The sequence below is a fragment of the Leisingera sp. MMG026 genome (assembly GCF_021654205.1).
Lineage (GTDB): Bacteria > Pseudomonadota > Alphaproteobacteria > Rhodobacterales > Rhodobacteraceae > Leisingera.
Genome location: NZ_JAKFZM010000001.1, coordinates 214,951 through 233,771 on the forward strand (window position 1 = coordinate 214,951; position 18,821 = coordinate 233,771).

The 18,821-nt window shown below is 59.7% G+C and carries 18 protein-coding genes and 1 tRNA gene; 12 read left to right on the plus strand and 7 right to left on the minus strand.

From position 1 onward, the window contains the following. The first annotated feature begins 280 nt into the window (after positions 1–280). From L1069_RS01020 to L1069_RS01030, 3 genes are all read left to right on the plus strand, one after another. Entirely contained in the window at positions 281–1,246 is a 966-nt protein-coding gene (locus tag L1069_RS01020) for a TAXI family TRAP transporter solute-binding subunit (RefSeq protein WP_129370901.1), read from the plus strand. A gap of 112 nt (positions 1,247–1,358) precedes the next feature. After that, positions 1,359–3,968, plus strand: a complete 2,610-nt coding sequence (locus tag L1069_RS01025; RefSeq protein ID WP_237454502.1) for a TRAP transporter permease — start codon at positions 1,359–1,361, stop codon at positions 3,966–3,968. After that, positions 3,965–4,396, plus strand: a complete 432-nt coding sequence (locus L1069_RS01030) for a universal stress protein (RefSeq protein ID WP_129370903.1) — start codon at positions 3,965–3,967, stop codon at positions 4,394–4,396. The genes L1069_RS01025 and L1069_RS01030 overlap by 4 nt, the downstream gene beginning before the upstream one ends. 28 nt (positions 4,397–4,424) lie before the next feature. Here L1069_RS01030 and L1069_RS01035 read toward each other — a convergent pair whose 3' ends face one another. Genes L1069_RS01035 through L1069_RS01045 form a run of 3 tightly spaced genes read right to left on the minus strand, consistent with a single transcriptional unit; the run spans position 4,425 to position 8,534 of the window. Further along, entirely contained in the window at positions 4,425–5,474 is a 1,050-nt protein-coding gene (locus tag L1069_RS01035; RefSeq protein ID WP_237454503.1) for a lipocalin-like domain-containing protein, read from the minus strand. After that, complete coding sequence (locus tag L1069_RS01040) at positions 5,464–7,881, minus strand: ABC transporter permease (protein WP_237454504.1); 2,418 nt, start codon at positions 7,879–7,881, stop codon at positions 5,464–5,466. Before L1069_RS01040 ends, L1069_RS01035 begins: the two co-directional genes overlap by 11 nt. Then, positions 7,878–8,534 carry an ABC transporter ATP-binding protein gene (locus tag L1069_RS01045; protein WP_129370906.1) on the minus strand — a complete coding sequence of 219 codons (657 nt, stop codon included), beginning with the start codon at positions 8,532–8,534 and terminating at the stop codon, positions 7,878–7,880. The genes L1069_RS01040 and L1069_RS01045 overlap by 4 nt, the downstream gene beginning before the upstream one ends. A gap of 185 nt (positions 8,535–8,719) precedes the next feature. On the opposite strand from L1069_RS01045, the gene L1069_RS01050 reads away from it, so the two are divergent. Next, the gene (locus L1069_RS01050; RefSeq protein ID WP_129370907.1) at positions 8,720–9,169 is read left to right on the plus strand and encodes a potassium channel family protein; all 450 of its coding nucleotides are present in this window, start codon (positions 8,720–8,722) and stop codon (positions 9,167–9,169) included. On the opposite strand, the gene cls is transcribed toward L1069_RS01050, so the two are convergent. Next, positions 9,166–10,581 carry a cardiolipin synthase gene (gene cls / locus L1069_RS01055; RefSeq protein ID WP_237454505.1) on the minus strand — a complete coding sequence of 472 codons (1,416 nt, stop codon included), beginning with the start codon at positions 10,579–10,581 and terminating at the stop codon, positions 9,166–9,168. The genes L1069_RS01050 and cls overlap by 4 nt on opposite strands. Positions 10,582–10,726: 145 nt before the next feature. On the opposite strand from cls, the gene L1069_RS01060 reads away from it, so the two are divergent. Next, complete coding sequence (locus L1069_RS01060; protein WP_134829881.1) at positions 10,727–11,593, plus strand: YihY/virulence factor BrkB family protein; 867 nt, start codon at positions 10,727–10,729, stop codon at positions 11,591–11,593. Positions 11,594–11,721: 128 nt separating this feature from the next. After that, the gene (locus L1069_RS01065) at positions 11,722–11,910 is read left to right on the plus strand and encodes a hypothetical protein (RefSeq protein WP_129370910.1); all 189 of its coding nucleotides are present in this window, start codon (positions 11,722–11,724) and stop codon (positions 11,908–11,910) included. A gap of 7 nt (positions 11,911–11,917) precedes the next feature. Here L1069_RS01065 and L1069_RS01070 read toward each other — a convergent pair whose 3' ends face one another. Continuing rightward, on the minus strand, positions 11,918–12,634 hold the full coding sequence (locus L1069_RS01070) for an RlmE family RNA methyltransferase (RefSeq protein ID WP_129372891.1): 717 nt from the start codon (positions 12,632–12,634) through the stop codon (positions 11,918–11,920). Positions 12,635–12,712: 78 nt separating this feature from the next. After that, the gene (locus L1069_RS01075; RefSeq protein WP_129370911.1) at positions 12,713–13,825 is read right to left on the minus strand and encodes a Ppx/GppA phosphatase family protein; all 1,113 of its coding nucleotides are present in this window, start codon (positions 13,823–13,825) and stop codon (positions 12,713–12,715) included. 283 nt (positions 13,826–14,108) lie between these two features. Here L1069_RS01075 and L1069_RS01080 point away from each other — a divergent pair, with 283 nt between their 5' ends. Genes L1069_RS01080 through L1069_RS01105 form a run of 6 tightly spaced genes read left to right on the plus strand, consistent with a single transcriptional unit; the run spans position 14,109 to position 18,395 of the window. Continuing rightward, positions 14,109–14,405 (plus strand): virulence factor, encoded by a 297-nt coding sequence (locus L1069_RS01080; RefSeq protein ID WP_027258981.1) that lies wholly within the window; start codon positions 14,109–14,111, stop codon positions 14,403–14,405. 26 nt (positions 14,406–14,431) lie between these two features. Beyond that, the gene (locus tag L1069_RS01085) at positions 14,432–15,358 is read left to right on the plus strand and encodes a methylenetetrahydrofolate reductase (RefSeq protein WP_129372892.1); all 927 of its coding nucleotides are present in this window, start codon (positions 14,432–14,434) and stop codon (positions 15,356–15,358) included. Between the two features lie 17 nt (positions 15,359–15,375). Then, on the plus strand, positions 15,376–16,437 hold the full coding sequence (locus tag L1069_RS01090) for a methyltetrahydrofolate cobalamin methyltransferase (RefSeq protein ID WP_237454506.1): 1,062 nt from the start codon (positions 15,376–15,378) through the stop codon (positions 16,435–16,437). Then, positions 16,394–17,017, plus strand: coding sequence for an SRPBCC family protein (locus L1069_RS01095; protein WP_237454507.1), 624 nt, complete (start codon positions 16,394–16,396; stop codon positions 17,015–17,017). The genes L1069_RS01090 and L1069_RS01095 overlap by 44 nt, the downstream gene beginning before the upstream one ends. After that, the gene (locus L1069_RS01100) at positions 16,945–17,469 is read left to right on the plus strand and encodes an SDR family oxidoreductase (RefSeq protein WP_237454535.1); all 525 of its coding nucleotides are present in this window, start codon (positions 16,945–16,947) and stop codon (positions 17,467–17,469) included. Before L1069_RS01095 ends, L1069_RS01100 begins: the two co-directional genes overlap by 73 nt. Further along, positions 17,469–18,395, plus strand: a complete 927-nt coding sequence (locus tag L1069_RS01105) for a 3-hydroxyacyl-CoA dehydrogenase NAD-binding domain-containing protein (protein WP_237454508.1) — start codon at positions 17,469–17,471, stop codon at positions 18,393–18,395. Before L1069_RS01100 ends, L1069_RS01105 begins: the two co-directional genes overlap by 1 nt. 293 nt (positions 18,396–18,688) lie before the next feature. Here the strand turns inward: L1069_RS01105 and L1069_RS01110 are convergent. Next, positions 18,689–18,778 (minus strand) — tRNA-Ser (locus L1069_RS01110). Positions 18,779–18,821 lie beyond the last annotated feature (43 nt).

An 18,821-nucleotide genomic window follows, 5' to 3' on the forward strand; every position in this document is an offset into this window, starting at 1 on the left:
AAAAACTTTGTGCAGAGGTGGCGGAATGCACCCGGAGCTTGACGGGGAAAATTACCTAACCTTCGTCAATTAGGAGAAAAATGCGGGTTTACCGGGTGCGTCAATAGATAGCACCCTTGACTTGGCGGGGTGCCGGTGAAACCCTTCTGCACGTGCGAAATAATCCGCACATGCCCGGTCTGGCGGGCCGAATTCTGTGGCCGTGCAGGTCCCGTAACCGCGGGTTCACTGCCTTCCGCGCCAGGCTGCAAATCATAAGACAAGTGGGAGAGACTTGATCATGAAACACACCCAGCTGGCTATCGGTGCATTGGTGGCGGCGTCCTTTGCGGCACCCGCAGCATTTGCTCAGGAATACATCACCATTGGCACCGGCGGCGTGACCGGTGTTTATTACCCGACCGGCGGCGCCATCTGCCGTCTGGTGAACAAGGGCCGCAAGGAGCATGGCTTCAAATGCGCCGTCGAATCCACCGGCGGTTCGGTCTACAACATCAACACCATCCGCGAAGGCGAGCTGCAGTTCGGCGTGGCCCAGTCTGACTGGCAGTACCACGCTTACAATGGCACCTCCAAATTCGAGGAAGCAGGCCCGTTCGAAGGTCTGCGCGCCGTATTCTCAGTCCACCCGGAACCGTTCACCGTTGTGGCCCGCGCCGATTCCGGCATTTCCACCTTTGACGATCTCAAGGGCAAGCGCGTTAACATCGGCAACCCGGGCTCGGGCCAGCGCGGTACTATGGAAGTGCTGATGGGCGCCAAGGGCTGGGGCATGGAAGATTTCGCCCTGGCAACCGAACTGAAGGCAGCGGAACAGTCTGCAGCGCTCTGCGACAACCAGATCGACGCGATGATCTATACCGTTGGCCACCCGTCGGGTTCGATCCAGGAAGCCTCCACCGCCTGTGACTCGGTATTGGTCACCGTGGACGGCGAAGCCGTTGACAAGCTGGTCGGCGACAATTCCTTCTACCGCACCGCCACCATTCCCGGCGGCATGTACCGCGGTTCGGACAACGACACTCAGACCTTTGGCGTGGGCGCAACCTTTGTCACCTCGGCGGACGTGTCCGACGATGCGGTCTATGCCGTTGTCAGCTCGGTGTTTGAGAATTTCGAAGCCTTCCAGAAGCTGCACCCGGCATTTGCCAACCTGAAGCCGGAAGAGATGATCGCAGACGGTCTGTCGGCACCGCTGCATCCCGGTGCGGCCAAGTATTACAAAGAAAAAGGCTGGATCGAGTAATCCACCCAACAAAAGGAACGGGGCGCATTTGGCGCCCCGTTTTGCCTGAGGCCGCTGCCCAGGCTTTAAATTTCAGGCCCCGGACAAACGGCGGCCACAGGGGAGATTATCCATGGCATCCGATGCTCAGGGAAATCGGCCGCTCAGCGAAGAAGAGCTTCAGGAACTTGTCGCGTCCTCAGACGCAGGCGCCCGCAATCCGGTAGGAAATGTGGGACTGTTCCTGGCTATCGTCGCAGTTATTTGGTCGGTGTTCCAAGTCATTCTGGCTTCACCCGTTTCCAACCTGCTGCTGCCCGGCAGTGTGGTGAACAATTCCCGGCAAATCCATCTGGCCTTTGCCATTTTCCTGGCCTTCGCGGCCTATCCCGCATTGAAATCCAGTCCGCGGGATTACATCCCTGTACAGGACTGGGTCTTTGCGCTGGCTGGCACCGTAATTGCCATGTACGGCTATATTTTCTATCAGAAAATCGTCGATTCCGGCGGGCTTGCCGATGACATGGATAAATGGTTTGCGCTGGCGGGCCTTATCCTGCTGTTTGAGGCCGCCCGCCGCGCGCTTGGCCCGGCAATGGCGATCATCGCAACTATCTTTCTGGCCTATGTGTTCTTTGGCTCCTCTGAATGGGTGCCCGAAGTTATCCGCTGGAAGGGCGCCAGCCTGAAGAAGGCGATGAGCCATATGTGGATCACGTCTGAGGGCGTGTTCGGCATTGCCTTGGGTGTCTCCACCAAGTTTGTATTCCTGTTTGTGCTTTTCGGTGCGCTGCTGGATAAGGCAGGGGCCGGCAATTACTTCATCAAGATGGCCTTTGGCGCGCTTGGCCACCTGCGCGGCGGCCCGGCCAAGGCGGCCGTTGTCGGTTCTGCGGCAACCGGTCTGATCTCCGGCTCCTCCATCGCCAACGTTGTCACCACCGGCACCTTCACCATCCCGCTGATGAAGCGGGTGGGCTTTACCAGCGAACAGGCCGGCTCGGTCGAGGTTGCCTCGTCAGTGAATGGCCAGATCATGCCGCCGGTGATGGGCGCCGCGGCCTTTCTGATGGTGGAATATGTGGGCATCTCTTATGTCGAGGTGATCACTCATGCCTTCCTGCCGGCCGCGATTTCCTACATCGCGCTGGTCTATATCGTGCATCTGGAAGCGGTGAAGCGGAACATGCCGACGCTCGGCAACCGAGTTGTCTCCATGGGCCGAACCATTGGCGGCATGGCGCTGTTCTTTGCCGGATTTGCGGCCCTTTGCTATAGCGTTCAATACCCGGTCAAATGGATCACTTCAGCCATGCCGGGCGCCTCCGGGCTGACCCTGTCAGCCCTTGTGTTCGCAGCCTATGCGGCCCTGTTGTGGCTGGCTTCCGGCGTTGACGATCTGGTGCCGGACGACCCGAACGCCAAAGAGGTCGAACTGCCAGTGGTGGGCGAGATCTATAAGGCGGGCCTGCATTACCTGCTGCCGATCATCGTTCTGGTCTACTTCCTAATGATCGAACAGAAGTCCCCAGGCCTGTCGGCATTCTGGGCAACCGCGCTGCTGTTTGTGATCCTGCTGACCCAGAAACCGCTCAAGGCCATCTTCCGCGGCCAAAGCAATATGGCCAATTCCTTTATGGAAGGCGTCTACGACCTGTGGAACGGGCTGATCGACGGCGCACGCAATATGATCGGCATCGCGCTGGCCACGGCCACTGCGGGGGTGATCGTGGGCACCGTGACACTGACCGGTGTCGGGCAGGTGATGTCCGAACTGGTGGAGTTTGTCTCGGGCGGCAACCTGATCCTTATGCTGGTGATGGTTGGTATCTTGTCGCTGGTTCTGGGCATGGGGCTGCCGACAACGGCGAACTACATCGTCGTCAGTTCGCTGATGGCCGGTGTGGTGGTGGAACTCGGCGCCCAGTCCGGCCTGATTGTGCCGTTGATCGCTGTGCATCTGTTTGTGTTCTACTTCGGCATCATGGCGGATGTGACACCGCCTGTGGGGCTGGCCAGCTTTGCCGCAGCGGCGGTGTCGGGCGGCGATGCAATCCGCACCGGCTTCATTGCCTTCTTCTACTCGTTGCGGACCGTGGCGCTGCCGTTTGTATTCATCTTCAACACCGACCTTCTGCTGATCGATGTGACATGGATGCAAGGCATACTCGTGGCAATATCAGCCACCATCGCCATTCTGGTCTTTACCGCCGGCACCATGGGCTATTTTGTCAGCCGCAGCCGGATCTATGAAAGCATCCTGCTGATCTTTGCGGCCTTTGCATTGTTCCGGCCGGACTTCTTCATGGACCGGGTGATGCCGCCCTATGAACAGGTGCCGCCGGCCCAGCTGGTTCAGGCCTTGGATGAGGCTGAGGCCGGCGCGGAATTCCGGATCACGGTTGAAGGCCCTGATTTTGATACGTCCGAGATCAAAAGCACCACTATGATCCTGACCGCCGACGGCACCGGTGGCCAGCAAGCGGTGGATGCCTACGGCCTTCTGCTGCTGGAGGAAGACAGCGTTGTAAAGCTGGATGAACCGATGTTCGGCACGCCGGCAGCGCCCAATCTGGAAAGTTTTGATTTCTACGCCGATGAACCGGTGCAGATTGCAACGATCCAGGCGCCGGCCAGCCAACTGCCTAAAGAGCTGATCTTTATCCCGGCACTGCTGCTGGTTGCCCTCGTTGCAATGATGCAGCGCGGCCGTGCGCGTGAACAGAAAGGAGTCCCGGCATGAACAAACCTGTTCTATGCGCCCTGGAACTGAGTGATCCGGCGTCCGACGAAAAAGTGCTGACCCAGGCCGCCCGGCTGGCGGATCTGGACGGCGCCCAATTGGATGTCGTCAACGTGCTGCCGGACTTTGGCGAAAGCTGGGTGTCGGGCTTCTTTGAGGAGCACCATCACCAAAAAGCCGTCAAGGACACCACCCAGCGGCTGCGCGATCTTTGCACCAAGGTGCTGGGAGAGGAAGGCAATGCCAAGGTGCGTCATCTGGTGGCCACCGGCAAAGCGTATCAGGAGATCCTGAAGGTGGCCGAAACGGCGGGCAGCGGGCTGATCGTGATCGGCGCGCACAAGCCGGATCTCAAGGACTATCTGCTTGGGCCGAATGCGGCCCGGGTGATCCGGCATTCGGATTGCTCGGTCTTTGTGGTTCGCTGAAGATAAACAGGGGCGCCTTCGGGCGCCCTTATTCATAGCCGGTCATCTCCAGATAGCCTTTGCCGGAATGGCTGCCGCTGACCGACACCGGCCCTTCCCAGTATGAAAATGAGGTTCCCATCCAGCTTTGTGGATTAAGTGCCTGAACCTCAACGGAAACACCCTTTTCCGGCAGGCTTGCACGCCAGCGCGTCGGGATATTCCGGCCCTGCACATCGCTGACAGCCAGCGCCTCAGCCTGAAAAGCACCAGGCGCCAACGGCTCGGCTTTGCCATCCGCCGTTATCCAGGTGCCTGACGTGAAATCACCGCTTGTGCCGCGCAGTGCAAACCCCATCAGCTTGTCTCCGCTGTCAAAGCTGAGCGAGAACCAGTCCCAGCCGCTTTGATCCTCTGCCAGCGGCTGGCTTGACCATTCCCGGTCCAGCCAGCCATGGCCAGTGACGTCAACCGGCCCGCCGGGCAGGTCCAACGTTCCGGACACCTTGTAGAACGGTTGGGAATAGTAATAGCTCGCTTGGCCGCTCTCGGATTTCTCGGAATACCCGTCCTCTCCATGCAGCACCAGCGGACCTTCAGCGGTGAGCCGCAAGTCATAGGAAAACTCATGATCTGACGCCTTTATCTCCATCTTTTCAAATGCCTCTCCCGTGGAACGCATCTGCCAATCCCCGATCCAGGCGTCAAATGGGTCAGCCGATACCCCAGCCTGGCCCACACCGCCGCGGGCAATACGTTCAGCGAACAGGTGCTGGTCCGGCGCTGTCACGGCCGCATGGGCCAACCAGATTTGCGGGCTTTGCCAGCCCTCAGCCTCTCCCGGTGCCAGGGCGGAGCGGAACAGCGTCCACTGAATGCCGTAGTCCTGGCCGCCGGCGTCTGTCAGATTGGCGGTTAAGTACCACCACTCAATGCGGAAATCCGGATGGGCGCCGTGATCCTGAGGAAAAGACAGCTGGCGGCCAAGCTCTGGCACCGCAAACCCTTCGGCCTCAGTACCAAGCCCGGCATAACCCTGCGGCAGGGCTGCAGTGGCGCAGCCAGCCAGGAGGAACGGGAATATGGATCTAACGTTCATTGGCAAACACCTTGAGCAGTTCCGCAGGATCCAGACGGCTGAGACGGCGCGCGGGCAGGGCGGCTGCCACCACCGCAGCCAGCAAGGCCAGCAGGATAAGCCGCAGCCAGTCCGCTGGAAACAAATGCATCGGCAGCTTCCAGCCAAAGGCTTCAACATTTATGACGGAAAGCAGCGCCCAGGCCAAAACAAGCCCCAGCGGCAGGGCCAGAACCGCGGTGATCGCGGCCAGCAGCAGGCTGCGCAGGATTTCGGCACCGGCCAGCTGGCGGCGGCTAAGACCCATTGCCCAAACCGGGGCAAGCTGCGGCAATCGCTGGCTCCATAGGGTAAGAAGGCTGGTCAGCATGGCAAATCCGGCCACTCCCAGCGTCAGCAGGTTCAACGCGGAAGTGATGGTAAAGGTCCGGTCAAAGACGCCCAGAGAACGGGCCTTGATGCCCGCCTGGTCAACGATGTTTTCCCGCGGTATTTCAAATGCTTCACGAATGGAGCTGATGATTTCCGGCACATCTTCAGCAGGCAGCCGCAGCCCGAATTGCCGGTTTGGAATATCCGCTGCGCGGGCCTGCAGTGCAGCCAGCGAGGTGATCACCTGACCATTCGGATTGCCATAGTCGGAGTAGATTCCGGCAATTGTCAGCTCCCAATCCGGGGCCAATGCCAAAGAACGCCCGGGGCTAAGGTCATGACGGCGGGCAAATTGTTCATTGACCAACAGGGCTTCTCCAGCGGCGACACGGTCCCAGACCTCCGGCAGCGCCTCCAGCAGCGGCCAATTCTGCCGGTACGTCTCATCGTCCGCAATGCCGTATATCCGCAGCGGCGCCCCTTTGTAGCGGATGTCACTGCGCCGGATCGGCAGCACGGTTATGCCGCGGTCTTCCAGCCATTGCGTTAGCCTCTCTCCCTGTTCATCGCTTGTCGTGGTCACGTAAACTTCAGCCGACAGGCGTTGGTCCAGCCAGCCGACAAAGGTGAGCCTGAAGCTGGAAACCATTGTTCCGACGCCGATATTCGTCGCCAACGCCAAAAGCAGCGCCATCAGGGCAAGCGACATCCCCGGCAATTGCGCCCGGGTGTCGGCCCAAAGCCATTCGGCAAATGGACGTGTGCTCAGCCGCGCCCCGATCCGCAGGCCGGCTGAGATCAGCAGCGACAGCATCAGTGCAGCCCCCAGCATAAGCCCGGACAGAAAGACAAACCCTGCAATAAGTCCTTGAAAGATTAGGATGACCATAAGGCCTGCAAGCAAACAGACGGCACCTGCGATCGCCGCCGCCAGGTGCGACTTGCTTGCCTGCTGCCCGCGGGCCTGGGTTGCGGGTGCGGCCAGCAGGGGCATCCGCCATAAGGCGTAAAGCGCCTGAGCCCCGGCCAGGAACGTACCGCCGCAGGCCATTGCCAGCCCGGACAAAACCCACTCAAGACGCAAGCTGAGGACGCCGTCCACCGAGGCGCCGTAGAGCCCGGACAGCGTGGCCTGAACATCCGGCAGCAGTGCCGCCGCCACCAGATAGCCTCCGGCCAGCCCCGCAATCCCGGAAATCAGCGCGACAACCGCAAGCTCTGCTGCGAACAGGGCAACCAGTACCCGCATCGGAACACCCAGACCGCGCAAGGTCCGGATCATGCTGCGGCGCTGCTCCAGGCTGAGTCCGATGGTCCCTTGAACAATGAACAGCCCGACAGCAAAGGACAACAAACCAAAGGCTGTCAGGTTGAGGTGGAAACTGTCGGTAAGCCGTGCTGTATCTGCCGCTGCATTCCGGGCAGGAATGCGGGTCAGGCCCGGGGCAAGCTGCTGCAGGGGTGTCAGGCCGTGAATTTGATCCGGCAGAATGATCAGGTAGCTGAGGCTGTCCGGCTGGCGCAGCAGCCGGCTGGCCAAACTGATGTCTGCAATCAGCACGCCGCGCGGCAGCCTGTCCGTTTGGGTGACCGGGTGCTCACTTTGCGCGGCAGAAAGCACCTGCGCGGTTTCCGGGTGTGCAAAAAACCGGCCCGGCGGCAAAAGCGCATCCAATGCAGGTGCGCTGTCCTGCTCCGCCGCCTCAGCCAGAGCCGGAACCAGCGGATGGCTTAGCAGATCAATGCCCATGATATCAAAGCCTTGCCGCTTAAACCTGACAGTTCCTTCCAGAACAGGCGTCAGCTGCCATCCCGACCGGCGCAAGCTGACGAATTGCTGCAGCGCGATTGCACCGTCTTCCGGCGCCAGCCGGTCCGCAGCTGTTGTACCAAGCTGCTCGGCGGCGCGTGCGTAACTGGCGCGGGCTTCGCCGTTGATTGCCTGAACTGCAGACCAAAGCCCCGTTGCCAGGGCCAGCCCGGCCATCAGCGTTGCCAGTTGCAGGGGATGCCGCCGCCAGTGCGACAGGATGGCACTCAGCGCGGTGCGGATCATGCGGCCTGGCCAAGCTGTAAATGCAGGCGTTGGTCCAGCATCCTGGCAATGGCGGCGGAATGGGTGACCAGAAACAGGGCCGCGCCGCTTTCCCGGACCAGCTCCAGCATCAGGTCCATCACCGCCGCGCTGGCGGTTTCATCCAGGTTCCCGGTCGGCTCGTCCGCAAGCAGCAATTTAGGCCGCAAGGCCAGGGCACGGCCAATGGCAACCCGCTGTTGCTGCCCGCCTGAGAGCTGCTCCGGGTAGCGATCGAGAAAACCGGCGAGGCCAAGACGGTCCGCCAGCACTTGCCCCCAATCAGGATCCCACCGGTTTCCCAACCGCGCGTGCAGCGCGATGTTCTGCCAAATGCTGAGTGAAGGTATTAAATTAAACTGCTGGAAAACAAGAGAAACATCTCTTCTTCGCAACGCCGCGCGCTGCCGGTCTTTAAGGTTAGAAAGAGGGATGCCAGCAATTTCAATTTCGCCGCTGTCAAAACGATCCAATGCCCCGGCCAAATGCAGCAATGTGCTTTTACCGGAGCCGCTGTCGCCCGTCAGCGCCAGGCTGCTGCCAGCCGCCAAATCCAAAGACACCCCGCGCAAAACAGCGTTTTCCGGCGTCTGTCCCGGATAGGTTTTGGTTACATTGCGGATCTTCAAAACCATTCCGCGGCACCCTCCTGCGCTTTGGTCTTCAATGCCTGCAACGGCACTCAATACCTCTGCCAGGAAGAAGTCCAGTGCGGCACAAAGGCTGGCCCATCCGGCTTTCTTATGGTTAAGCGTTGCGGAGTACCATTCTAAGGTGCTGAAAAGTCCCAGAACAGCTTCGCACCGACGGGAGAGCCAAGATGACGCTATGGAACCAGTTGCTGTGGGGCTCAGTCTACCTGAGTGTCTGCCTGATCCTCGAAATCTCTGTTTTGGTTTTGTGTTCCGCCGTGTTGAACAAGCTGTCAGCGGGCTTTCCCAAACCTTTCAGGCCTTGGCAGATCGGCATAATGCTGGTGGTGGCGATTTTCATAATTCTGGGCAGCCATACGGCTCAGATCTGGATCTGGTCCGCCGCTTTTGTTCTGGTCGGTGCGATCGGCGACTGGAACACATCTGTTTATTTCTCTCTGGCGACCTATACCACGCTTGGCTACGGCGACGTTGTACTGGGGCCGGCGTTGCGGATTTTTGCCGCCTTTGCTGCAGTCACTGGATTATTCGGGTTTGGGATCAGCACGGCCTTTCTTGTCAGCGCAATGGGGCGGTTGTTTTCCTTTAACGGAGAAACACATAGGGCAAGGGATTAAAGCACAGGTGCCAGCAGCCGCGCCACCGGTGCCAGCAATCGAATGCGCAATGCCTGCCGGTCCAGCGGCTGTGTAAGCGCCGTAGAGCGCTGGAAATCCCTGGCCAGCATTTCAGAGATTTCGCGCGCGGACCGCGGGTCGAAAAACAAGGCCATGGTTTCAAAATTCAGCCGGAAGGACCGGTAGTCGAGGTTCGCCGTGCCCACACCGGAAATCCTGTCATCGATAACAAAACATTTCTGATGCATGAAACCGCCCCGGTAGCGCAGGATATGAACGCTAGCTTCCCGCAGCTCATCAAAAAATGCAAAGCCTGCAAGCCAAGGCAGGTGGTGGTCAATGGATTCCGGCAAAAGGATCCGGACATCCAGCCCGCGCAACGCGGCATGTTTCAAGGCTGCTAGCACCTCCTGATCCGGAACCAGATACGGGGAGGCCAGCCAAACTTTTTCCCGCGCTGCAGTGATTGCGGAGAAAAACAGCATGGACCCGTTGCCGATGCTATCGCCGGGGCCGGTCGAGACGATCAGGGCGGGCCGGTCTTGCGCTGAGTGTTCAGCGTCCCAATTCAACAGGTCCAGGACCGGCTCTTGCGTGTGCCAGTGCCAATCCTCCGCAAAGGAAAGCTGCAGCTGCTGAACAACCGGTCCGGTGAGCCGCGCATGGGTATCCCGCCATGGCCCCATAACAGGGTCCAGCCCCATGTATTCCTCGCCGGCATTCAGCCCGCCGGTAAAGCCGGTCCGCCCATCCACAATAACGGTTTTACGGTGGTTGCGGAAATTGATGCGCAGCCGGTGCCAAGGCGGCCGTTGAACTGCGGGATCAATCATGTTCACACCGGCCTGCTCCAGCGCGCGGGCATAGCTGCGAGGCAGCTTCCGGCTGCCAATACTGTCTGTCATGAACCAAATGGTTACGCCGCGTTCTGCGGCAAGTATCAGCTTGGCTTGAAGCTGCCTGCCTACTGCGTCCGCACGCAGAATGTAGTATTGCACAAGGACATATTCCTGCGCCTTATCAATCTCTTCCAAGATGGCGTTGAATGTATTCTTGCCATTGATCAGCAACTCCAATCCGTTCCCGTGGCAGACGTTCAAGCCTGCAATGGCTTCAAAGGGCGCTGTGTTTACCGGCAGCTTCCGCGCCGCCTCGGATTGGACGCTGGTATAGATCCGTTTAGCAACAACAGCCTGTTCCGCGGCGCGGCGTGCCTTCCAGTACCCTTTGAACCGATGGTGGCCAAAAACCATGTAGGCGGGCAGGGCGGCTATCGGCGCAGCCAGCAGGAAGACGGTCCAGCCAATGGCCCCTTGCGGTGTGCGCGCGGTGCGGGCTGCGCGAAGGGCTGCAAACCCGGCAGCGGCCCAGGTTGCGGCAATAGCCGTGGTGCTAAGAACAATCCAAAACATCTGAAGATCCTAAGATAGCGGCTTGATTTCAAATTAGTACTGAAAAGCGGTGCCTGCTACACCGGGCCGGGCTGCGGCAAGAGGAAATCAGGGCGTTTGTTCTTTGCCGCTGGCAATTCCCTAATGGTTGTGGAACCTTACGCCTATGCCAATCCTGCCGCCATTACGCTGCTGGCCTGCAGCCTTGCTAGACGCCGCCCGCCGCTTCAACCGGAAAAACGGCTGGGTGATGAGCAGCCATATCGCCATGTCGATGATGCTGGCGCTGTTTCCGTTTGTTCTGTTTACAGTGGCGCTGGCGGGGACCGTTGCCGGTTTGCTGTCGCAGGACGTCGCTATGGAAACCATGACGGAACAGGTGTTCAGCGTTTGGCCGGATGCGGTGGCACGGCCGATCCTGACCGAACTGAAAGCGGTGCTGCAGACATCAAATACCCAGCTTGTCACCCTGGGCGGCCTGTTTGCGCTTTATTTTGCGTCGAATGGCGTCGATGCCGTCCGCACGGCCATGGTTCAGGCTTATCATGATACGGATACAAGACCGTTTTGGCGGTCGAGAGCGCTGTGCATCGGGCTGGTCGTTCTGGGCGGGGCGGGTATTCTGGCCGTCACCGTGTTTGAGGTGATACTGCCGCTCTATGTCAGGCACATCGCCCAATTGCTGCCCTTCGAGAGCATTCCAAAAGGCTGGGAAAAGGGGTTGAGGGGCGTTCTGGCGCTGGCTCTTCCCACTGGCGCGGTGCTGGCGTTTCATGTGCTGCTGCCTGGCCGCGTGCATCGCTTGCGGCGGATCCTGCCGGGCGCAATTCTAACCCTTCTGCTGTGGCTGGCCTGCGGCAGCGGCTTTGCGTTTTACGTCGGCTCTTTCGCGCAATACTCGGCCACATACGCAGGGCTTGCGGGCGCCATGGCCGCAATGATCTTCCTCTATCTGAATTCAGCTATCCTGATCCTGGGGGCCGAATTCAACGGTGCGCTGATCGAGATCGCCAACGGGATGGGCCGGTCATGAAAACTGCGGGTTTTCTGCAACTGTTTCCGTTTCTTCAACAATAAGGCAATCCTGCCCCATTTGAGCCCATCTAGCGGCCCAATCACCGTTTAGATCTTCAGGAAGAAGCGGATCCAGAAGGGGCCATCATGACAAAACTGCAAAACAAACTGCGCCACATGCGCCTGTTTGAACTGATGCGCCAGCGTGAAATGGCCGGCCATGTCAGCCGTAAACTGCGGGTGTCCCGGCTGGCCGATGGTGAGGGTGATGACGCTATCCTGCTGCGCGATCTGGCGACGCGGTCGCTGACCGCACCGCACAGCCGCCGGGTCTGACGGGACCTCAGCCCCGGAACCCGGTTGCCACCACAAATTTCTCGGAGCTGTCCGACCGCGAGGAGGGCGGCTTCATGTTGGCCACTTTGGTGAACTTCTGCTTCAACAGCTTCTGCAACTCGCCTTCGGCGCCACCTGCCAGAACCTTGGCCACAAAGGTGCCGCCTTCCTCCAGAACGTCAAAGGCAAAATAAGCGGCGGTTTCACACAGCGAGATGATCCGCATATGGTCCGTCTGCTTGTGGCCGGAACTGGCGGCGGCCATATCCGACATCACCACGTCAGCCTTGCCGCCCAGCCATTCCTTGACCTTGTCGTCGGCGCCGTCCTCCATGAAATCGAGCTGATGGAACTCGGCACCAGCCAGCGATTCAACTTCCTGCAGGTCCACGCCGATAATGCGGCCCACCGACTTGCCCTGTTTTTCGCCCAAAGCATTGATGCGCTTCACCGCCACCTGCGCCCAGCCGCCGGGCGCACAGCCCAGATCGACGATCCGGGCACCAGGCACCAGAAAGCGGTATTTGTCGTCCACTTCCATGATCTTATAGGCTGCGCGCCCGCGATAGCCTTCGGCCTGCGCCCGTTTGACATAGGGGTCATTCAATTGCCGCTGCAGCCAAAGCGTCGAGCTGAGCTTGCGCCCGCGCGCGGATTTCACCTTGACCTTCAGATCGCGCTGACCGCGTCCGGATGTGTTCTTACCTGTCGGCGTCTTTGCCATCATCGTCACCATTTGCGCCGGTGCGCGGAATTCTGCAAAAATTCCGGCCCGGAAATATCCAATTTTTTCCGGCCCCGCCTAGTAGGGACCGTCCTCCAGAACGCCATCCGCGCTCATCTGTGCATAAAGCAGCCCTTCGCGCAGGCCGCGGTCCGCAACCGACAGCCGGTCGGTCGGCCAGCAGCGCAGCAATGCCTGCAGGATTGCAGACCCGGACATGATCAGCGCCTGGCGGTCCTCGCCGATGCGGGGATCGCGGCGGCGGCCCAGAGGCCCGAGTTCTAGATACCCCCGGATCACCTTGTCAATCTGATCGCTGGTCATCCGCAGCCCGTCCACCTTGGTCCGGTCATACCGCTTCAGCCCCAAATGCGACGCTGCAACCGTCGTGACAGTGCCCGAGGTGCCGACAATCTGAAAGCCGATCCGGGTCTGCTCATCCTTATAAGGCGCAAAATCAGCCAGGTTTTCCTCAAAAAACCAGCTCATCAGCGCAAAACGTGCGGCATCGTCTTCGACATCGTTGAACTGGTCCCGCAATGTGGCAACCCCCAGCGGCACGGAAATCCAATCCACCACCTTGGCCGCGGGAAACGGGCTTTCGGTGGTATGGAACCCGTTATGCAGCCGCATGATCGCAGAGGGGCGGTCGCGCCGCGGGACTGATGAGATGTCGATCCACACCAGTTCAGTCGAGCCGCCGCCGATATCGACCACCAGCAACTGATCCGTTTTGGTGGAAACCAGCGGCGCGCAGGAAATCACCGCCAGACGTGCTTCCTCTTCCGGCTGGATGATTTCCAGCGTCAGACCGGTTTCCCGCTTCACCTGGCGGATGAACTCGCGCGCGTTCTTTGCCCGGCGGCAGGCCTCGGTTGCCACCAGCCGCATCCGCCGGACCCTGTTGCGTTTCAGTTTCTGCTGGCAGATCCGCAGCGCCTGGATGGTGCGCGCCATCGAAGACCGCGACAACCGTCCGGTCCGCTCCAGCCCGGCGCCGAGCTGCACCGACTTGGAGAAACTGTCAACCACATGAATGCCGCTGCCCTTGGGCTGGGCGATCAGCATGCGGCAGCTATTTGTACCCAGATCCAGCGCCGCATAAAGCGCATCAGGATCGGGCCGGGCCGGTGCAGGGGTTTCGACCGCCTTGGGAAACGCGCCCGCACCTTTCGAGCGCCTGGGCGCCATGATTCACGCCCTCCGATTATCGTGTTAACGACAACAATAGGGGCGCCGGTGCAGCGGCGCAAGCGCCTGCTGGCAGAAGCGAAGCAATTTCCGCAGCTTCGAGGAAATCTCATAATCCACATGAATATTTTGGCGGCAAACCCCTGTGGCATTCGAAACGGCACAAAGCTAGTGTCCCGGCAGCAAAACGTCGCTCAATCCCATCGTGTTGTCGAAAATCGACCAACGTGCGGGCGGCCGCCGCTCTAGAACGTGGTCTATCCAGGCTAGGAGGAAATTAGGCATGCCCGACGTTACGATCGTATACTGGCGCGATATCCCTGCGCAGGTCATCGTTGGCAAAGGCCGCCGCGGCGCCAAACGCCAGCTCGAAGAACGGTTCGAGCAGGCCATCGACCGCGCGGCTATGAAGGTGAACGCCAAAGACGCGGATGCCTATCTTGCCGAGTGGCGCAAGGCCGCGCCTTATGCCGCCGAAGGCGAAGCGGCCGATGTTGCCGAAGCTGAGGCAACCCGACTGGAAACGGAATACGATCAGGACCGCCTGAAGACCCTGATTGCAAACGACGGATGGGCGTGAGCCTGACACCACTATGGGAGGCCGTGATGGCTTTGCTGAACTTTAAGAAACGCGATTCTGGCGCTGGCCAGTCTGCCACCCCCGAAATGGAAGCCTTCCTGAAAGGCTATTCCATCGAAGTGATGCCGCGCACTGCCGCCAAGGTCGATGATTTCCGCGATCTGCTGCCCGCCGGCACCCGTGTCTATGTCGCACATATCGAAGGCACCCCGATTGAGGATATGGTCGACACTGCCAAGCGCATTGCAGGTGAAGGCTATGATGTGATGCCGCATTTCCCGGCACGTATCATCAAGGACAAGGCCACCCTGGGTGACTGGATCAACCGCTACCAGGGCGAAGCCGGCGTCAAGCAGGGCCTGATCCTGGCCGGTGGCGTTGCCAAGCCGCATGGCGATTTCGACAGCTCGATGCAGCTCTTGGAAACCGGGCTGTTCGATGATGCGGGCTTTACCAACCTGCACGTTGCTGGCCATCCCGAGCCGAACCTGGACATCGACCCCAAGGGCGGCCGTGCCAACACCTATGCGGCGCTGGATTGGAAACAGGAATTCTCCAAGCGCACCGACGCCGATATGGCGCTGGCAACCCAGTTCTGCTTTGAGGCGCAGCCGGTGATCGACTGGGTGAACGAGCTGAGCGAACGCGGCATGAACCTGCCGGTCCATATCGGCATCGCCGGCCCGGCCAAACTGCAGACCATGATCAAATTTGCAATCGCCTGCGGCGTCGGCCCGTCGCTCAAAGTGCTGCAGAAACGCGCCAAAGACGTCTCCAAGCTGCTGCTGCCGCATGAACCGGGCGAGGTTCTGGCCGGTCTGGCAGCGCATAAGGCAGCCAACCCCGATTTCGCAATCGAGAAGGTCCACTTCTTCCCGCTGGGCGGCATCAAGACTAATGCCACCTGGGCGATCAACAACGGCGGCGATTCCGCCAAGCCGGTTAACTCCTAAGACCCTAAGGATCAAAAATGACCCGTACAGTCGTAGAATCAAAAACAAAAACCGCGGTCCTGGGCTTTGACGAGCCGTTCTGTGTCATCGGTGAGCGCATCAACCCGACCGGCCGCAAGAAACTGGCGGCCGAACTGGAAGCCGACGATTTCTCCACCGTTGAAAAAGACGCCGTGGCGCAGGTTCTGGCCGGTGCAACCGTGCTCGATATCAACGCGGGCGTTGTCTACAACTCGAACCCGAACCCGAACGAGACCGAGCCACCGCTGATGAAGAAGATCGTCGAGCTGGTACAGGGGCTGGTCGATGTGCCGCTTTGCATCGACTCCTCGGTTCCGGGTGCGCTGGAAGCCGGTCTGGAAATCTGCGAAGGCCGTCCGCTGCTGAACTCGGTCACCGGCGAAGAAGAGCGCCTGGAGCAGATCCTGCCGCTGGTCAAAAAGTACAACGTGCCGGTTGTGGCGATCTCCAATGACGACACCGGCATCTCGGAAGACCCCGATGTGCGTTTCGCCGTCGCCAAGAAGATCGTTGAGCGCGCTGCCGATTTCGGCATCCCCGCCCATGACATCGTGGTTGACCCTCTGGTGATGCCGGTTGGTGCAATGGCGACTGCCGGCCTGCAGGTGTTTGCCCTGGTCCGCCGTCTGCGCGAAGAGCTGGGCGTGAACACCACCTGCGGCGCGTCCAACATCTCCTTTGGCCTGCCGAACCGTCACGGCATCAACAACGCCTTCCTGCCGATGGCTATGGGCGCTGGCATGACCTCGGCGATTATGAACCCGGTGGCGCTGCCCATCACCCAGAAGAAGATCGCCGAGAAAAGGGCGGAAGTTGAAGCCGCCGGCATCATCCTGCCCGAGGGCATGGAAGACGAAGCCTTTGTGCAGATGTTCGGTCTCGGCTCCACCAAGCCGCGCGCAGGCAAGGAAATGGAGGCCATTCGCGCTGCCAACTTCCTGACCAACAACGACCCGCATGGCGGCGACTGGATCAAGTTCAACAAAGAGCCTGCCAAAGAAGGCGAAGAAGGCCGTGGCCGTGGCGGCCGCGCCGGCGGCCGCCGCCGCCGCGCCTGATCCGCGCAGGCAGACTGAACAAAAGGCCGGGCAGAAGTGTCCGGCCTTTTTCGTTTTTTCAACAGCCTATGTATGCGGGGGCGTGGCAGTTGCCGGTTTTGCAACGCACATTATTCAGGGCACACACACAGATGCGCTGGCAAACGCTGCAGAAAGATATGTGTTTCTGCAAAGTGTCCGGCCGTTCGGGGCGCCGGATATTGCCGATCTCACTTTTGCCCATCGGCTGACTTATGACATTAAGTCCAACTGGAAGAACGCGGTCGACAGTTTTCTGGAATGCTGCCATTGCCCGACAGCGCATAAGGACTTTTGCGATCTGGTCGACATGGACACCTACAAGGTGGCAACCCATGGCATCTATTCCAGTCACTTGGCCGATGCGGGCACCACGCCCAACAGCGCCTATGATATCTCCAACGCGACGGTCAAAACCCATGCGGTTTGGTGGCTGTGGCCCAATACCTTATCAAAGCTGCAAACAATGCTTTCGGGCGGGTCGATCTGCTGGTCAACAATGCAGCTGTTCAGGTCGAAAAAACCGTGGCCGACAGCGACGACGACGATTGGAACCTGGTGATGAACGTCAATGGCAAAGGCGTGTTCAACTTGTGCCGTGCGGCCCTCTTGGATATGGCGGTACATGGCGGCAATATCATCATTATCGGCTCGATCCCGGGCATGGCCGCGGACCCGTCTATGGCTCTTTACAATGCGTCCAAGGCTTTCGTGCATGGGCTGACCTGCTCAATCGCCGTTGACCATGGACCAAAGGTACGCTGCAATGCTATCCGCCCCGGCTGGACCATCACCGAATTGGCCAAAGATGGCTTTGCCTTGGCAAACGATCCGGGCAAGGCCATGACCGATGCGCTGGCGCCCCATCCGGTCGGGCGGTTCGGGGAACCGGCCGACATTGCCAACATGGTTGCATTGCTGGCGTCGGACCGGTCTGCCTATGTGACCGGCGCATGTTTTACTGTCGACGGCGGCATGACTGCTGCGTCACCACTTAATCCGGGATTGTTTTGATGGAATTTGCACATACCGCATCTCTTGGCGGCGGCGTCATCGGCGCCAGCTGGACCGCGTTGTTTCTGGCATCAGGACGGTCCGTGGCCGTATATGATCCCGCGCCAACCGCCGAAAAACAGGTGCGCAGCTACATTGAGACAGCCTGGCCGGCGATGACTGAACTGGGATTGACGGCAAACGGCGATCCCGATGCGGTCACTTTCCACGCCTCAGCACCGGAAGCCGTCCAGGGCGCCGCGTTCATTCAGGAAAGCGTTCCGGAACGGCTGCCTGTTAAGCATGCCCTGTTTGCCGAGATCGAAGAGGAAATGGACAAGGATGCAATACTGGCCAGCTCGGCCTCGGGCCTGACTTTGGGACAGATGCAGGGCGGCTGGAAAAACCCGTCACGGGTAATCCTGGGCCACCCCTTCAATCCGCCGCACCTTATCCCTCTGGTCGAAGTGATGGGCAATGACAGGACTGCGGATGGGATCGTGGAGGCAGCTGAACGTTTCTATGAAAGCATCGGCAAAATAACCATCCGCGTTAACAAGGAAATCGCAGGTCATGTTGCCAACCGCCTGCAAGCCGCAGTCTGGCGCGAGGCGATCAGCCTTGTGATGCAGGGCGTCGCCTCGGTTGAAGACGTCGACAAGGCTATGTGGGCCGGACCGGGCCTGAGATGGGCGGCGATGGGGCCGACCATGCTGTTCAACCTGGGTGCCGGAGAGGGCGGCCTGGCAGCATTCTGCGATCACTTCGCGGATACGTTCAACGGTTGGTGGGACGATCTGGGGCAGGTGCATCTGAACGAAGACGTGGCGCAAACCCTGATCAAGGGCGTGCAGGACGAAGCACAGGGTCAATCCCCAGCCGAGCTTTCAGCCAAACGGGATGCCCTGATCACCGCCATGCAGAAGGCTGCCGCCGGGCTGCGCTAACGCGATTGGATATTGAAGAAAGTCCCTGACCCGGTGCCTTTTGCAATCAGCACCGGGCAAGCGGCCTGTTCAGCGGGTAGCAATTCTGTAGCAGAGCGCCTTTTTGTTTGCTGACTGCCTGTGCAAAAAGGCCAAAGCTGTCCAATCTGGCGCTTCTAAGTTGCGCAGTTGGCATGGCCGGAAGACTTCAAAGGGGTCATAGTATGACACCTTTGGCGGGATCTACCGTTACAGATGCAAACCGCACTATTGCCCAGGGTCTCACTGATTGTCTTTGGATATCAGGGGAATAGTGGCGGAGAGACAGGGATTCGAACCCTGGGAACCCGTGAAGGCTCAACGGTTTTCGAGACCGCCCCGTTCGACCACTCCGGCACCTCTCCGCGGGGGTCTGGTGGGGCAGCGTTTAAGGTTGATTCCGGGTGC

Bases quoted from the DNA above. Each gene is read 5' to 3' on its own strand.
- L1069_RS01020 (WP_129370901.1), top strand. From the start codon at position 281: ATGAAACACACCCAGCTGGCTATCGGTGCATTGGTGGCGGCGTCCTTT.
- L1069_RS01025 (WP_237454502.1), top strand. From the start codon at position 1,359: ATGGCATCCGATGCTCAGGGAAATCGGCCGCTCAGCGAAGAAGAGCTT.
- L1069_RS01030 (WP_129370903.1), top strand. From the start codon at position 3,965: ATGAACAAACCTGTTCTATGCGCCCTGGAACTGAGTGATCCGGCGTCC.
- L1069_RS01035 (WP_237454503.1), bottom strand. From the start codon at position 5,474: ATGAACGTTAGATCCATATTCCCGTTCCTCCTGGCTGGCTGCGCCACT.
- L1069_RS01040 (WP_237454504.1), bottom strand. From the start codon at position 7,881: ATGATCCGCACCGCGCTGAGTGCCATCCTGTCGCACTGGCGGCGGCAT.
- L1069_RS01045 (WP_129370906.1), bottom strand. From the start codon at position 8,534: ATGGTTTTGAAGATCCGCAATGTAACCAAAACCTATCCGGGACAGACG.
- L1069_RS01050 (WP_129370907.1), top strand. From the start codon at position 8,720: ATGACGCTATGGAACCAGTTGCTGTGGGGCTCAGTCTACCTGAGTGTC.
- cls (WP_237454505.1), bottom strand. From the start codon at position 10,581: ATGTTTTGGATTGTTCTTAGCACCACGGCTATTGCCGCAACCTGGGCC.
- L1069_RS01060 (WP_134829881.1), top strand. From the start codon at position 10,727: ATGCCAATCCTGCCGCCATTACGCTGCTGGCCTGCAGCCTTGCTAGAC.
- L1069_RS01065 (WP_129370910.1), top strand. From the start codon at position 11,722: ATGACAAAACTGCAAAACAAACTGCGCCACATGCGCCTGTTTGAACTG.
- L1069_RS01070 (WP_129372891.1), bottom strand. From the start codon at position 12,634: ATGGCAAAGACGCCGACAGGTAAGAACACATCCGGACGCGGTCAGCGC.
- L1069_RS01075 (WP_129370911.1), bottom strand. From the start codon at position 13,825: ATGGCGCCCAGGCGCTCGAAAGGTGCGGGCGCGTTTCCCAAGGCGGTC.
- L1069_RS01080 (WP_027258981.1), top strand. From the start codon at position 14,109: ATGCCCGACGTTACGATCGTATACTGGCGCGATATCCCTGCGCAGGTC.
- L1069_RS01085 (WP_129372892.1), top strand. From the start codon at position 14,432: ATGGCTTTGCTGAACTTTAAGAAACGCGATTCTGGCGCTGGCCAGTCT.
- L1069_RS01090 (WP_237454506.1), top strand. From the start codon at position 15,376: ATGACCCGTACAGTCGTAGAATCAAAAACAAAAACCGCGGTCCTGGGC.
- L1069_RS01105 (WP_237454508.1), top strand. From the start codon at position 17,469: ATGGAATTTGCACATACCGCATCTCTTGGCGGCGGCGTCATCGGCGCC.